We start from the raw sequence: 14,496 nt of genomic DNA, 5'->3' as shown, positions 1-14,496 counted from the left end.
GGGCGAGCCGGCGGGAATCCGGGCCCCGCCCGTCGTCGTGGATCCGTCGCCGCGCCGCCGGCGTGGCCGCCGGTGCGGACCGCTCATCAGTCAGGTTCGACACCGACAACCTTCCGTGAGCCGCGCCAAGTGGGAAACGGGCCCGACGCTACCGGGAACACCGGATCGCACTGACCGGCGGACACCGCGCCGAGACGATACGTGGCCGGCCTGGCGCTCCGGCGGCCGGACCTGGTACTCCGGTGACTGCGGCCACCGGGCCGATTCATAGTATCGGGCCGTTCATTCAGCTCCGGCCGGTCACTGTCCAGTCTGACCCGGATACCAGCCGGCCTGTCGGCGGTGGCCACGGTGCCCCCGTCTGTGGAGGACGCCCGTGTTCACCGACGTCCGGATCCGTGAGGTCTGGTCCCATCTGGAGTCCGGCGGGGCCGAGGTGCTGACGTTGGACGTGTTCGACACGTTGCTGCTGCGGCTCGTGCCCGAACCGACCCACGCCTTCCTGCTGCTCGGGCACCGGCTGGCCGCCGCCGGGCTGCTGCCGCCGTCGCTGTCGCCCGCGCAGTTCGCCCAGCTGCGGGTGCACGCCGAGACCAGAGCCCGCGAGCGCAGCCAGGCCGGGCGCGGCACGCCGGAGGCCCGGCTGGACGAGATCTGGTCGGTGCTGGCGGCGGCGCTGCCCGGCAGCGGCAGCATCGACGACCTCGTCGCCATGGAGGTCGCTCTCGAACGGGACATCTGCCGGGCCGACCTGGCCGTTGCCGAACTGGCCGAGCTGACCATCACCAAGCTCGGCCGGCCCGTCCACCTGGTCTCCGACACCTACTTCTCGCCGGACCAGCTGCGCCGGCTGCTGCGGCGCCCGGAGCTCGCCGGCATCAGGTTCACCCAGGTGCTCACCTCCAGCGACGCCGGGGTGAACAAGAGCAACGGCCTGTTCGCCCACGTGCTCGCGCAGGCCGGGGTCGCGGCGTCCCGGGTCATCCACCTGGGTGACAACCCGGTCGCCGACGTCGAGGGCGCCCGTGAGCACGGGATTCTCGCCGTCCACTACCCCAAGTACACCAGCGGGCTGGAGACGACGCTGGACCTGGAGGGGCTGCGTTCCCGGCCCACCTCCGACACGCCCGTCGACCCGGTGCACGGCGACCACGGGGTGACCGCGATCCGGGCCCGGACCCTGCACCGCGCCGACGCCGCCGCCGTCCCACCGGGCCTGCGCCGTCACTGGGAGACCGGCGCGACCGTGTTCGGCCCGGTGTTCACCGGATTCGCCGAGTGGGCCGTCGAACGGGCCGCGGCCTACGGGGTCGACCGGATCCACTGCCTCATGCGCGAGGGGGTGTTCCTCGCCCGGGCGCTGGCGGAGCCCGGGCACGACCGCGGGATCACCACGTCCCCGCTGTGGGCGTCCCGGCAGGTGTGCGCGCTGGCCAACGTCTTCGAGGGCAGCCCGGAGGAGCTGCGCGGCTTCCTGACCCGGCGGCACGCCCCCAGCGTCGGGCAGCTGCTGCGCCAGCTCGGGGTGGGCGTGGAGGAGGTCGCCGGCCTCTCGGCGCTTGCCGGCCGGCGGCTGGACGTCCCGGGCCTGCTCGAGGAGACCCTGCGGGCGCTGTGCAACGACGAGCGGGTCCGCGGCGAGATCGTGACGACCGCGAGCCAGCTGCGGGAGCGCTACCTGCGCTATCTCGACGCCCAGCTCGGCGACGCGGACCGGATCGTCATCGTCGACCTGGGCTGGGGCGGCACCATCCAGGGCCTGCTGCACCAGCTGCTGGTGGCCTCCGGCCGCGAAGTGGAGATCGTCGGCCTGTACCTGGCGACCAACGCCGGCGCCAACGTGCACCGCCTGTCCGGGCTGCGGCTGGAGGGCTATGTCGCCTCCGGCGGCGAACCGGAGGCGCTGTTCGCCCCGGTGATGCGCAGCCCTGAGGTGCTCGAGCAGCTCTGCATGCCCGACATCGGCTCGCTGATCGGCTTCGACGAGGATCTCACCCCCGTGCTCGCCGCCGACCACACCTCCCGGACGCAGGTCGCGCAGCGGGCCGCCGTCCAGGACGGGGTACTCGCCTACCAGCGGGAATGGCTGCGTTACCACCGCAGCGAGACACCGATGCCGTCTCTGGTGTCGGACGGGGCGCGGCTGGCTGCCCTGCGCACCCTCACCCGGTTCGTGACCCGGCCGATCCCGCAGGAGGCGTTCGCGTTCGGGATGTGGTCGCACGACGACAACTTCGGCTCCGAGTCCTCCGAAGGGCTGCTGCCCGCCGATCTGCTGCGCAGGATGCCGTACCTGACCTCGGCCGATCTTGAGAAGATCCCGATGCAGGAGCTCTACTGGCCGGCGGGGGTGGCGGCGGTGGCGAACCGGCCGCTGGCGGTCGTCAGCGGGCTGGCCGCGGGCGCCGGGATCTCGGCGCTGGAGGTCTCCCCGGAGGCCGCCGCCGGACCGGTCGAGGTCTACGTCGACGCCGGGGCGGACTTCGCCGCCGGCCCGAAGGAGTCCGCGGTCACCCGCTCCGGGCGGGACGGGCTGTCGCTGGTGCGCCTGCGCATCGACGGGGTCGGCGTCCGCCGGGTGCGCATCGACCCGGCCGGCCGGCGCGGCCTGCTGCGGCTGGACTGGCTGAAGCTGTCCTTCCACCTCAACAACGTCACCGAGCCCCACGAGGTGACGATCACTTCGGTCCTGGACGAGGCGCGGCTGCACCTGCTCGGGGCGCGGGTCCTCCAGCCGAACCTGATCGAGATTCTCGGTGACGACCCGCAGCTCATCTACGTGCTCGACCCGGTGGCGCAGGCACATCTGGCGGCCACCTACGCCATTGACGTCGAGTTCGCCTTCGGGTGGCTGGGGATCCGTTCCGATCCGCTGGCGATCCCGACCGAGCAGAGCGCGCCGTTGTCACGCCGGGCCGTCCAGCGGCTGCGGCGTGAGCTCGAGGAGCGTTTCTGAGCCTGTGCTCTCGGGCCGCCGGCGGCATGATCGTATTTTGCCTGTGCCGCCGAAGGGTTCCAGGGACCGTTGAAGCTGCCGGATGCCCCTGAAGCCGGATGCCCCTGAAGCCGGCCATCGAAGGAGGCCACTGAAAAGGCGCCGTGGTCGGAGGTGGTGCGATCGTGGTTGCCGGGCGCGTCGCTGGAAGCATCCAAAGAAGACTCTGAGGGAGAATCGGTCGATCGCGATGGTGCGGTCGTTGCGGACAATGTGGACGGGGTCGCTGTGAGTGATACAGCTCTGGGTGGGGCCAGCGTGAACGATCTTGCTGTGGGCCGTCCGGCCGAGTGGCGCGGTTCCGCCGGTGACGGTGGGCCGCGTGGCAGCGCCGGTGAGCATCCCGCGGCGAACCTGTCAGCGCCGGATCCCGGCAATCGGGTGCCCGCGGACGCCGACGCGGGCACCCCCGTCCCGGATCCTGATCCCGCCGGGGCCGCCGGGGCCGCCGGATCGGATGGATCGGATGGATCGAATGGGATGGCCGGGGCGCGGCCGGGTACGCCGTGGTTCGGCGTGCCGTCCGCCAGCCGCGCCGCTGCCGCCCACGGCGACCAGGAGGCACAGGACAATCAGGAGGCACAGGACAACCAGGAGACCGGTGACGATCGGGGGACGCGCGGCGATCGGGAGAGCGGCGGCGTGGTCACCGCCCGCGTGTCGGGGAGCATGCCGGCTGCCGTCGCTCCTGGCGGCGTTGTCACTGAACGTGAAGGCGTCGACGATCGCGAGGAGGACGTCTTGGGCGGGGCCGATGAGCCTGACACGTACGCGGTCGAGTCGGCCCCCAACAGGACGTTGCAGCCGCTGCTGCTGCACTCCCTCGCGGAGCTGCGGGAGATCTGGGTGCCGCTGCTGAGGGCCGCCGACATCCGCAGCGTCGCCGAGATCGGCTCGGAGAGCGGCGCCACCACGTCCCTGCTCGTCGACCTGCTGCGCGGGCGTGGCGGCGGGAAACTGGTGGTCATCGACCCGGATCCGGGCGTGGCGCCCGAGCCCGGAGACGGGCTCGAGGTCGACGTGGTGCGCGGTTACAGCCCGCAGGCCCTGGTCGGGCTCGCTCCCGCGGACGCCTACCTGATCGACGGCGATCACAACTACGCGACGGTGACCAGCGAGCTGGAGACGATCGCCGACGCGGCCCGGGCCACCGGCCGTCCCTACCTCCCGTTGCTGATCATGCATGACGTGGGCTGGCCGAACGCCCGGCGGGACTCCTACTACACGCCCGAGCGCATCCCGGAGCCTGAGCGGCAGCCGTACTCGTGGGAGCTCGGGGTCCGCCTCGACAGCACCGGTGTGGTCGCCGGCGGGCTGCGGGGTGAGGGGGCGTTCGCGTGGGCCCGGTCGGAGGGCGGGGCGGGCAACGGCGTCCGCACGGCGGTCGAGGACTTCCTCGCCACCCGTCCGGAACTGCGCCTGTTCGTGGCCGCGCCGATCTTCGGCCTGGGTATCGTGGTGGACGACCGGGCCCCGTACGCCGAACGGGTCGACGAGCTGCTGCGGCCGTGGGTGCGTAACAGTCTGCTGACCCGCCTGGAACGCAATCGGTTGGACCTCTACCTGCACGTGCTACTGCTGCAGGACGAGATGATCGACGCCGCTCGCCGGCGGCAGCGGGAGTGGGCCCGCCTGGACGCGGCCCTGGCCGACCGTGCCACGACCGAACTGCGGCTGCTCGACGCGGCCGCCGAGGCCGAACGCGCGCTGGAGGCGGAACGCGCGACCGCCCAGCAGCTACGCGCAGCCCTGGCCGACGAACCGAAGCTCGTGCACGCGGCCCGGGTGGCGAACGCGGCGCTCAAGGTCCGGCTGGGCGGTCACCGCGGCGCGCGGGCGGTACGTACGGCGCGTGCGGTACGCGGAGCCCTGCACGCCCGCCGCTGACCTCCCCGCACCCCGCCGGTACCCCAGGCCGTGATCCGCTCCGCGGCCGGCGCGGTCCACGGCCACCAGCGCCGAGAAAGATCGCCGAATCTTTGTCGTTTTGTACACTTTTTGTTCCTGCTGGCGTACAAAATGACAAACTATTCTGGATCATGCTCCGTGCGGGTGGCTGTGGTGCGTCCGCGTCATGGGGCCGGCGTTGTGGGCCTGGCGGCCCGGGTGTTTCGCGCGAGGCTTATGGCGGTCAGGATGGCGAGGGCCAGAGCCGACCCGAAAACGACCGCGATGCCGGCCGCCGGCCACGGCGACCAGGCGGCCATGGCGCGCAGGGCCGCGACCGGCCCGCCCCCGGCGGGCCGCCAGAAGTGGCCGAGGACGAGCCATGCCGCGTCCAGCTGGATGCCGACCGCGGCGGCGAACACAGCGAGCGGCAGCCAGCGGGCCGGGCGTGGCCGCAGCGCCGCGGCCAGCGCGGCGGCTCCGGCGCCGGCGAGGACCGCGACCCCGACGAAGCCGGTGAACAGGTACCGTCCGGAGACCCCGGTCATGTGCCCGGTGCGGACGAGGTGGGCGGCGGCCTGCCCGCCGACGATCACGAGCAGGCCGACCGTCGGCCACAGCATGAACAACAGGTCCATCCGCTGTGCCCGGCCGCGGGCACGTAGGAGGCCCCAGCCGAGCAGGCCGCCGAGCAGGAGCGAGGCGACGAGCACCAGCACCGGGGAGAGGTCGGCTTCGTACCAGCCGATGGAACCCCACCAGCGGGTCGCCAGCCGTTCGGACATCCACGACCAGTAGACGCTCCAGTCCCGTCCGACGTACTCACCGGGCGGGAACCCCGGTGTGCGCGGCTGGACGGTGTGCCAGCGGAGGACGTTGACCAGCCACCACCAGCCGCCGGCGGCGATCCCGAGCCCGCCGCAGAGCACGGCGGGTCGCCACAGCGAGCGCGCGCCGCGCAACCGGGCACAGACGTACGCCGCGGCGATCATCGGTATCAGCACGACCGCGAAGAACTTCGTCAACAGCGCGAGACCGGTGAGCAGCCCGATCCAGCAGGCGGTCCGCGCCGAGGTGTCCCCGCGCAGCACATGGACGACGGCCACCGTGACCAGCCCGCCGAGGCCGATCAGCAGGTTGTCGTTGCTGACGCTGGAGCCGATGTGGACCAGTTGCGGCACGGCGCAGGGGACCAGCGCGGCAACGGTCGCGGCGACCGGCTGGGGGCACAGGCGTCTGGTGGCGGCGTGGGCCAGCAGCGGCAGCGGCGCCACCATCAGGACGTTGCTCATCCGCAGCAGACCGATGGTCACGTCCCAGCGCAGGGCGTCGCCGCTGCCCGGGAGCACTTTGAGGATCATCGCTTCCAGCAGGTAGTACAGCGGTGGGTGTTGCACCATCTGCTGGATGTAACCGGACGGCTGCCCCGGGGCGGCGAGATCCCGCCAGGCCGGCCGCTGGGAGTCCGGGGGCGCGTCGTGCGCCGGGATCGGCGCGACGGTGAGCTCGTAGGGGCTGGTCCGGCTGCCGAACGGTGACGCTCTGATGGCACCGACCCCGTCCGGTGTCACCACGGCGTCGCCCGGGTGCGGCCAGCCGTCGCCCTGGACGAGCCGCATGACGGCGTCGACCTGGTTCGGTTCGTCCGGCGCGTGGTAGTGGGGCACCAGTATCGACCAGGAGGCGAGCAGGCAGGCGAACGCGGCGGTGATCAGCCAGATGTGGCCGGGTGCCTGGCGCAGGATTCCAAGCGGGCTGAACCGCTCCGCCGGGCGGTCACCGGACGGTTCCACGGCAACCGCGGCGGCGGTCGTTCCGACTGCGGCCTCCATCAGGGCGGCTCCGGGACTCGGGCCCGCGGCGACGCGAGAAACACGTGATCATGCCGCCTCCGGCCCGCTGGCGGGTGGGGCTGGGATCTCCGGAAACGGATGGTTGCCATCGTACGTAGGGTTTGTGCCTTTTCGACGGCTGCGTGTGCTGTGACGCTTTCGTTCTTCGCGGCTGCCAGGAATCATGCCGCCGCAGTCGCGACCGCGGAAAGCGAGGGAAGCGCGGGAAGACGGAAAATCCGGGCCGGTTGGCCAGCAGGCCGCCGCCGGTGGATCAGATTCAGATCAGGAGATCAGACGATCAGGGGATCGGACGGGAGACAGAAGATCGGACAGGGAGACAGAAACGGTCAGCGCCAGGAGTCGACCTGGCCGACCACCTTCGCCGGGCTGCCCGCGACGATCGTCTTGGCGGGGACGTCCCTGGTCACCACGGCGCCGGCCGCGACGATCGCGCCCTCACCGATCGTCACCCCTTTCAGGACGATGGCGCCGGTACCGATCCAGGCCCGGTCCTCCAGGACGACGGGGGCGCTCACCGGCTGCTCGACGCCGTCCACGGTGATGGGGTGGAAGTCGTTGTCGAGGATCTGGGTGTTCCAGGAGATGTTGCAGCCGGCGCCGATGCTGACCCGTTCCCGCACGAGGATCTTCGCGAAACCGTTGATGTTGACGCCGTGGCCGAGCTGCAGCAGGCCGGAGTCCACCACGATGCGGGTGCCGCGCTGCACCGAGACGACCCCCTCGCAGCGCAGCCGCCCCTCGGGGTGGATCCGCAGCACAGAGACGTCCCGCCGGGTGGAGATCCCGAACGGGCCGAGGCCGATCCGCAGCGCCGCGCCGTCGGCGAACTCGATCCGTTCACGGCCTTCGAGCACGGTGGGCGAACCGGTCCAGATGGGCTGACCGTACGTCAGCGGATAGCGCAGCCCGGCCACGAAGGAGCGCGCCGAGGTCTCCCGTCCGGCCCGCAGCGCTCGGACGTTGCGGGCGTACTCGCGCGCGTCGTCGACGAACCGCCGGTCGAACCGGTTGACCTGACTGCCGAGACGCTCGATGAGCCCACCCATGGCCGGCAATCCTAACCGGTCGGCCTGGGCCGATCATGACCTCCATGCGCCCCCGTTCACCATCGGCTCACCATCGGCTCACCATCGGTGGTCATGCTGGGATGTACCGCCAGTCGCGTCCGTCCCGGCGTGCGCCGTCCCGTGTCCGCACCGCCGCCACCCGGGTGGTCGCACCTGGGTAGTCGCACCCGGGTGGTCGCGTCGGCCGAGGGTGTGGCGGCGGGGGCGGGTCACCGCGCCGTGGGACCTCCGTGACCGGTCGGTGGCCGCGGCGTGTAACGCTGGCATCCGGTAACCCTGGCATGCGGACGGGGCATCCCGAACACGTGCGGAGGAGGTTGTGATCATTCGACCCGACCGGCCCGGCCGGTCCGGCCGCAACTCGACGGCACCGGTGAACCCCCTGTTCCCGGACGGAAATCAGGAGCCACATCGACGTGAGTGTCAGCGTTGTACGCGCAGCTGTCAGCCCCGGCGTACCGGTCCCCAGGAAGCAGAGCGGCGCCGGGCCGGTGGCGGAGGTACCCGCCGCGCCCTATGTGACGGTCGTACTGCCCTGCTACAACGAGCAGGATCACATCATCCACGAGCTGGAGCGGATCACCGCCGCGATGGACACCAGCGGCTACAGCTACGAGCTGCTGGTCATTGACGACAAGTCGACCGACAACACGCTGGCGTTGCTGCGCGGCGTGATGCACCGCTTCCCGAACATGCGGCTGATCGCGTTCCGCCGCAACGGCGGGTCGGGCACCGCGCGCCGGATCGGCACCCAGGACGCCCGCGGGAAGATCGTGGTCTGGACCGACGCGGACATGACCTACCCGAACGAGCGCATCCCGGAGTTCGTCCGCCACCTCGAGGCCTGTCCCGACGTCGACCAGGTGGTGGGCGCGCGTACGACCGAGGAGGGCACCCACAAGTGGGCGCGGGTGCCGGCCAAGTGGTTCATCCGGATGATCGCGCAGCGGCTGTCCGGCATGAAGATCCCCGATCTGAACTCGGGGCTGCGGGCGTTCCGGCGGGAGGTTTCCCTGCCGTACCTGCGGCTGCTGCCGCCCGGGTTCTCCTGCGTGACGACGATCACGATGGCGTTCCTGTCGAACCAGCATCCCGTCGACTACATCCCGATCGACTACGCGAAGCGCTCGGGCAAGAGCAAGTTCCACCCGTTCCGGGACGCGCGCCGCTACATCCTGCAGGTGCTCCGGATGGTGATGTACTTCGACCCGATCCGGGTGCTGATGCCGATCGCCCTGTGGATCATGGGGCTGGGTTTCGTGAAGCTCGTCGTCGACCTGATCCGATACGACCTGCGGGTCACCACGTCCACGCTGCTGGCGATCCTGGTCGGTTTCCAGATCGTCGTGCTCGCCCTGATCGGGGATCTCGTGGCCCGCTCCCGCGGCGGCGACTGATGCCCCGCCGGGTTGCGCTGATGCCCTGTCGGCTTCCGCGGTGACGGATGTTCCGACGGCGACAGACGTGCTGACAGCGACAGATGTGCTGACAGCGATGGATGTTCCATGGTGACGGACGAGGCGACAGGCGAACGGTCGGGGACGCCCGCCGGGGCGCCGGCACGATCACGGATCGCGATTGTCGGCCCGACCCACCCCTACAAGGGTGGCGTGGCCCAGCACACCACCGAACTTGCGCACCGACTCGCGGTGCGCGGGCACGACGTCCGGCTGGAGTCCTGGTCGGCGCAGTACCCGACCCGGCTCTACCCGGGCCGGCAGCGGGTGGACGCCCCCGAGACGTGGCCGTTCCCGGCGACGTCCTACCCGCTGTCATGGCGGCGGCCGGACACCTGGGTACGGCTGGGCCACCGGCTGCGTACCGGCGCGAACGCCGTGGACGCCATGATCATCGTCGTGGTCACCCCGATCCAGGTGCCGGCCTACCTGGGCATCCTCGCTGGCCTGCGCCTGCCGACCCCACGTCTCGGGGGCGGGTCCGTGGGCGCGGGGCCGGCGGAGGGCGGCGAGACCGTTCGCGGGAGACGGGGTGTCCCCACGGTTGGCGGCAGGCGGCGGGAAGGACCGGTGGCGCTCGCGCTGTGCCACAACGTGTTGCCGCACGAGCGGCGTGCCCTGGACGTCCCACTGGTGCGGGCGGTGCTGCGTAGGGTGTCCGGGGTCCTGGTGCACACGCCGACCGAGGCCGAGCGTGCCCGCGGCCTCACCACCCGCCCGGTGTGGGTGGCGCAGATGGCCCCGCACCTGGGCACGGCCGGCGCCCCGCAACCCGCCGCTTCGTCGCCCGCCGCTTCGCAGTCCGGAATCTCGCAACCCGGCACTGCGCAACCCCGCACTGCGGAATCCGATACTGCGCAGTCCGACATCGCGGAACTCGACATCGCGGGACTCGGCACTGCGGGGGCCGAGGCCGAGCTGCGCGGTGACGGCGTCCCCGGCCGGCGCCTGTTGTTCTTCGGGCTGGTCCGGCCGTACAAGGGGCTGGACGTCCTGCTGCGGGCGCTCGTCGCCGGCCCACCCGACGTGCGCCTGACCGTCGCCGGGGAGTTCTGGGGTGGGGTCGACGACACCCGGCGGCTGGTCGGCGAGCTCGGCCTGGCCGGGCGGGTGGACCTGCGTCCCGGCTATGTGCCGGCCGCCGAGGTGCCGGCCCTGTTCGCGGCCGCCGACGCGCTGGTCCTGCCGTACCGGTCGGCGACGGCGACCCAGAACGCCGATCTGGCCCATCGTCACGGCCTGCCGGTGGTGGCGACCTCTGTCGGCATGCTGGCGCGGGCCGTGCGCGACGGGGTGGACGGCCTGCTGGCAGCCCCGGACGACCCGGGGTCGCTGGCCGCCGCACTGCGCCGGCTGTACGAGCCGGGAGTGCTCGACACCCTGCGCGCCGGGATCGTCCCACCCGACGCGGACGCGGCATGGGACCGCTACCTGACAGTGCTCCACGACGCTCTCGGCCGTCGCTGACAGGTTGCGGCCTGGGGACTGTGTCCAGGGATGGCCCCGGAGACAGCCCCCGAGGCGCTCCCGGACGTGCCGGTGTGCGCTGTGCCGCCCGGCCGCTCCGGGCGCGGAGAACAACTTCTGGAACAACACCTGCCGCCACCGCGTGTCAAATCTTCCCGCCGGCGGGCGACCATTGGGTGATCAGGGGCAGCCGCGCCCCGTGACGCCGTCCCGTGATTTCTGGTTGTGCATCAGCGGATATTTGTTTGGACGCAACGCCGGCCGGTGTCCCCGGCTGGTGGTCGGATGCGTCGACAACAAATCTCGCGCAACATCGACATGTAATCTCCAGGAGCAGTGGCATAGCGCCGGACGGTGTGACACGGTGAACGCCGTGAACACGACGGGGTGACGTCCGCCCGTTCGACGATGTCGGGCCCAGATCATTCCGTCCGTCTCCACCGCTTTTCCTTGTGTTCTCTCGCGTTGTTCCACGTTCTTCCTCCCGCTACTCGTCCGTGTGGACGTGTAGGTCGCCCATGTCTTTCCCGGACTGTGCCGTAGGTCGGTACGGTCCGCCAGGGCCTGGGCTCTCCGCTGTTTTCGGGCTCTTCAGGACATGATCTGGATTACTGACTCGCTGCACCTGTCCTACTTCCAGTACTATATCTGCGACTTCGATGTTTCTCCTGACGTGGAAACTCTTTTTAAAATCCACCACGGTAACTCGCTGGTCGCGGCTGGTCCTGGGCATCTCACAGTGATGGGTGGAACGCACACCGGAAACGTGCGACTAACGATCGATGAATGCGATGTCGAACCCACTCTTAATCTTGAAGCTTGGGAGGTGGTAGTCGATATTAGTCACTACAGCACTAATGGTGAGACATGCCTGATGCAATGGGGGGCGAACGCAGTATTGGATGCCGGTGTTCTTTCACACGTCGGTCGAGGCTGGTATCGAGTACGGGTACAAGCACGTGGTCGCGATGAGGCGATGAAGCACAGTACGGTTCTCGGTGAGCCCATAGAAGAGCATGCCATCGGCATCTGGCCGGCTCCTCCTGCGCCTGAGCATGTGCATAAAATTGGAGATAATTTCGGTCGCGGTATCTGGGATTCAAGCAGTCCGCCGACGCCACCCGTATATCCCGAACTCGAAGATGATGAGATATAAGAAACACCTCAACATCATTTTCAATATTGTTAATGCTGAACGCGTAGTTCCACCAGGCAGGGCGTGGTGCGCCGCACAGGCAGAGAACACACGGGCAGAGAAGCAGGAGGGGAGTGACCTGGTGGGAGGAAGAGAAGCATCATGTAGGTAGATGATCCTGTGGGTCTGGCTCACTGCCTGCACGTTGCTGCTGTTCCTTGCCGGCTGTGGCTGGACTGGGCAAGGCGAGCAGTGTGGTCGGGAAGCCGTGCCGACCGCTTCGCATCTTCCTCCGGATCCGATGCTGACCGCTTCGCCCGTTCCTTCAGATCCGATGCCGTCCGCTGGGACTGGGGCCCCGTCGGCGCAGTCCACGCCGCCTCTGGCAACACCGTCGATCATGATGGCGCCGTCCAGTCGGTCGTCCCCTCCGGCGATACGAACGAGTCCCGCGGGGCGCACCCAGGCCGCCGCGCGTCCGACCGGCAGTTCCCGGGTGATCGGTCCCGTACCGTTACCTGTACATACCAGGGCGGAGTGCAACGCGGCTCCCAACGTGATTGGAATGACCCTGGACAATGCCGCTTATGCCTTTCGCTCACACGATTTTCTGGATATCAGCTACACGGGGGTCTGCGCGGGCTCCCCAAACGTGCGGCATGTTCTCGGCCAGCGTCCGGAGCCTGGTTCCTGTGTCTCGACCCGCACAAGCGTTACGTTGTTGATCCAGGCCGAGTGGTGCACGTCGACTCCATCACCGACCGCGTCACCGACCGGGTGACGGATACTGAGGCTGAACTCATGATTTGATCAGTCGGTTCACCGGTCGGGGTGTGGACGTTCGCCGCCTGTGCCGACCAGCATCGAGGATTCCGAGTTCGGGCCTGCTCCGGAACCAGGGCCGCCACTGTTCGATCGTCGCTGTGCTGGTGCGTCACGTCGGTAGGGCGGGGAGATGCGGGGTGAGCCGAGGGCGGACGCCTGTTCCCTTGCGGAGCAGGTGGCGACTGCACCCGGATCATCCAGCGCTGGGGAGGTCCGTAGCTCACCCGATGGGGTTCTTGTATGTGCTGGCATGTGTAGGCATGCTGAGGTCGAGGCAGACTTGATGGATCCGGACGGACCCGGAGGGACGGGGAGGGAAGTGACGCAGCCACAGCCCGGCGGTTGGCCGGACGAGCGCGAGCTGCCACGGCTCCTCGCCGACGCCGAGGAGATCGACGCCGATCCCGGGACCGAACGGGCGATCGACGAGGCGCTTGACGACTATGCGGCCGGCCGGTTCATCCGCTGCCACGGCGAGGACGAGTTCGACGCGCTCCTCGCGTCACTGGCCGCGCACCCGCATCCTCGGGCCGGCTGACCGCGTCCGCGTGTCCGGATGAGCGAGTCGGCATCGAACTGCTGTTCGGATCCCCTATCGTGTGCGCATGCCGACCTTCGACGTCGTCGCGAGGTTCCTCGCGGAGTACTCGCGACTGAGTCCCGCGGAGCGGGCCGCGTTCGACCGGGCGCGTCGGCTGTTCGTCCAGGCCCTGCGTGAGGGCCGCCGGGATCCCCGGCTGCGCGCAAAGCCCTTCAGGAAGATGCCGGGTGTCTGGGAGCTGACATGGGCGCCCGACGGCCGGGCGCTGTGGATGTACGGCGACCCGGTCCCCGGCAGGCGCGGCCCGCACATCATCTGGCTCCGTATCGGTACCCACGACATCTTCGACCGATAGGCGCAGCCCTTCTGTGAATCGTCCGTCCGTCCGAGTCCTCGTCCTCGTCGAGGATCGAGAACCTCACCTCTGATGCGAAGGCCATCGCTTTCGCCGAACTGGGCAGCACCGACAGGCGCAACGCCACCGCGATCGTCGGGAATGTCGCCGCGATGAAAGCCGCTCTGGACCTGGCCGACCGTCTCGACCAGGACGCGATCCTGGCCGTGCACGCGGCTCTCCTGTCCAGGCACGCCCCGAGAATCGCCGGCCGTTGGCGCGAGGAGCAGGTGTGGATCGGTGGGAATTCCTACGGCCCGCACGACGCCGCCTTCGTTCCCCCGCGCCACCGCCACATCCCCGCGCTGATGGACGACCTGGTGCGGTTCATCGGCAGGACCAATCTGCCGTCGCTGAGCCAGGCCGCGATCGCGCACGCCCAGTTCGAGACGATCCACCCGTTCCCCGACCGGAACGGACGTACCGGCCGGGCGTTGATACACGCGATGCTGCGCGGTCACGGGCTGACCCGTGACGTCACCGTCCCGGTCTCCGCCGGGCTGTTCACCGAGACCGGGGCCTATTTCGACGCCCTGACCGCCTATCGCGAGGGAGATCTGTCGGCAATCGTGGAACGGATGGCGCACGCCTCCTTCGCGGCCGTCACGAACGGGCGTCAGCTTGCCGCCGAACTGCGCGGTCTTCGTGCGAGCTGGGAGGAGACGCTTCGGGTCCGGCGGGACTCTGGCGCCCGGCGGCTTGCCGATGTGCTTCTGCGGCAGCCGGTCGTCGGCGCGGGCACGGTGGCCGCCGAACTCGGCGTCACGCCGCAGAACGAGCGGCGCGCCATCGCGCCGCTCGTCGAAGCGGGCATTCTCACCGAGTTCACCGGATTCACCCGTAACAGAATGTGGCAGGCCACCGCCGTACTC

The 14,496-nt window shown here is 69.9% G+C and carries 11 protein-coding genes (2 of these 11 cut by a window edge); 8 read left to right on the top strand and 3 right to left on the bottom strand.

What is annotated here, in order from left to right; translation table 11 throughout:
* A protein-coding gene (locus FrCorBMG51_RS07340) for an ABC transporter permease (protein WP_086055301.1) crosses the window boundary here: on the bottom strand, positions 1 to 87 show its beginning. The gene continues 846 nt to the left of window position 1, outside the view; the window shows 87 of its 933 coding nt (coding positions 1-87); its start codon is at positions 85 to 87; its stop codon lies beyond the left edge, outside the window.
* Positions 88 to 376: 289 nt separating this feature from the next.
* On the opposite strand from FrCorBMG51_RS07340, the gene FrCorBMG51_RS07335 reads away from it, so the two are divergent.
* Positions 377 to 2,956 (top strand): HAD family hydrolase, encoded by a 2,580-nt coding sequence (locus tag FrCorBMG51_RS07335; RefSeq protein ID WP_047222328.1) that lies wholly within the window; start codon positions 377 to 379, stop codon positions 2,954 to 2,956.
* 267 nt (positions 2,957 to 3,223) lie between these two features.
* Positions 3,224 to 4,882, top strand: coding sequence for a class I SAM-dependent methyltransferase (locus tag FrCorBMG51_RS07330; RefSeq protein WP_235433393.1), 1,659 nt, complete (start codon positions 3,224 to 3,226; stop codon positions 4,880 to 4,882).
* A 185-nt stretch (positions 4,883 to 5,067) separates the two neighbouring features.
* On the opposite strand, the gene FrCorBMG51_RS07325 is transcribed toward FrCorBMG51_RS07330, so the two are convergent.
* Positions 5,068 to 6,714 (bottom strand): hypothetical protein, encoded by a 1,647-nt coding sequence (locus FrCorBMG51_RS07325; protein ID WP_052914447.1) that lies wholly within the window; start codon positions 6,712 to 6,714, stop codon positions 5,068 to 5,070.
* 350 nt (positions 6,715 to 7,064) lie between these two features.
* Positions 7,065 to 7,784, bottom strand: coding sequence for an acyltransferase (locus FrCorBMG51_RS07320; protein ID WP_235433392.1), 720 nt, complete (start codon positions 7,782 to 7,784; stop codon positions 7,065 to 7,067).
* A gap of 512 nt (positions 7,785 to 8,296) precedes the next feature.
* Between FrCorBMG51_RS07320 and FrCorBMG51_RS07315 the strand changes: the two genes are divergently transcribed.
* The 6 genes from FrCorBMG51_RS07315 to FrCorBMG51_RS07295 all read left to right on the top strand — a co-directional run.
* A complete protein-coding gene (locus tag FrCorBMG51_RS07315) occupies positions 8,297 to 9,202 on the top strand; it encodes a glycosyltransferase family 2 protein (RefSeq protein ID WP_047222372.1) in 906 nt (301 codons plus the stop codon).
* 108 nt (positions 9,203 to 9,310) lie between these two features.
* Complete coding sequence (locus FrCorBMG51_RS07310; protein ID WP_076843338.1) at positions 9,311 to 10,729, top strand: glycosyltransferase; 1,419 nt, start codon at positions 9,311 to 9,313, stop codon at positions 10,727 to 10,729.
* Positions 10,730 to 11,327: 598 nt separating this feature from the next.
* On the top strand, positions 11,328 to 11,885 hold the full coding sequence (locus FrCorBMG51_RS28025) for a hypothetical protein (RefSeq protein WP_157180428.1): 558 nt from the start codon (positions 11,328 to 11,330) through the stop codon (positions 11,883 to 11,885).
* 1,123 nt (positions 11,886 to 13,008) lie between these two features.
* Complete coding sequence (locus FrCorBMG51_RS07305; protein WP_047222327.1) at positions 13,009 to 13,227, top strand: hypothetical protein; 219 nt, start codon at positions 13,009 to 13,011, stop codon at positions 13,225 to 13,227.
* 67 nt (positions 13,228 to 13,294) lie between these two features.
* Entirely contained in the window at positions 13,295 to 13,585 is a 291-nt protein-coding gene (locus FrCorBMG51_RS07300; protein WP_047222326.1) for a hypothetical protein, read from the top strand.
* A 152-nt stretch (positions 13,586 to 13,737) separates the two neighbouring features.
* On the top strand, positions 13,738 to 14,496 hold the 5' portion of the coding sequence (locus FrCorBMG51_RS07295; protein ID WP_052914446.1) for a Fic family protein. Its footprint extends 378 nt past the window's final position; the window shows 759 of its 1,137 coding nt (coding positions 1-759); it begins with the start codon at positions 13,738 to 13,740; the stop codon falls past the right edge of the window.

Source organism: Protofrankia coriariae (assembly GCF_001017755.1).
Taxonomy (GTDB): domain Bacteria; phylum Actinomycetota; class Actinomycetes; order Frankiales; family Frankiaceae; genus Protofrankia; species Protofrankia coriariae.
Note: the sequence above shows the minus strand (reverse complement) of the source record. Positions and strands in the feature narration are given on the sequence as shown.

Coding starts and splice junctions, on each gene's coding strand:
- FrCorBMG51_RS28025 (WP_157180428.1), top strand. CDS start 11,328: ATGATCTGGATTACTGACTCGCTGCACCTGTCCTACTTCCAGTACTAT.
- FrCorBMG51_RS07300 (WP_047222326.1), top strand. CDS start 13,295: ATGCCGACCTTCGACGTCGTCGCGAGGTTCCTCGCGGAGTACTCGCGA.
- FrCorBMG51_RS07325 (WP_052914447.1), bottom strand. CDS start 6,714: ATGGAGGCCGCAGTCGGAACGACCGCCGCCGCGGTTGCCGTGGAACCG.
- FrCorBMG51_RS07320 (WP_235433392.1), bottom strand. CDS start 7,784: ATGGGTGGGCTCATCGAGCGTCTCGGCAGTCAGGTCAACCGGTTCGAC.
- FrCorBMG51_RS07310 (WP_076843338.1), top strand. CDS start 9,311: ATGGTGACGGACGAGGCGACAGGCGAACGGTCGGGGACGCCCGCCGGG.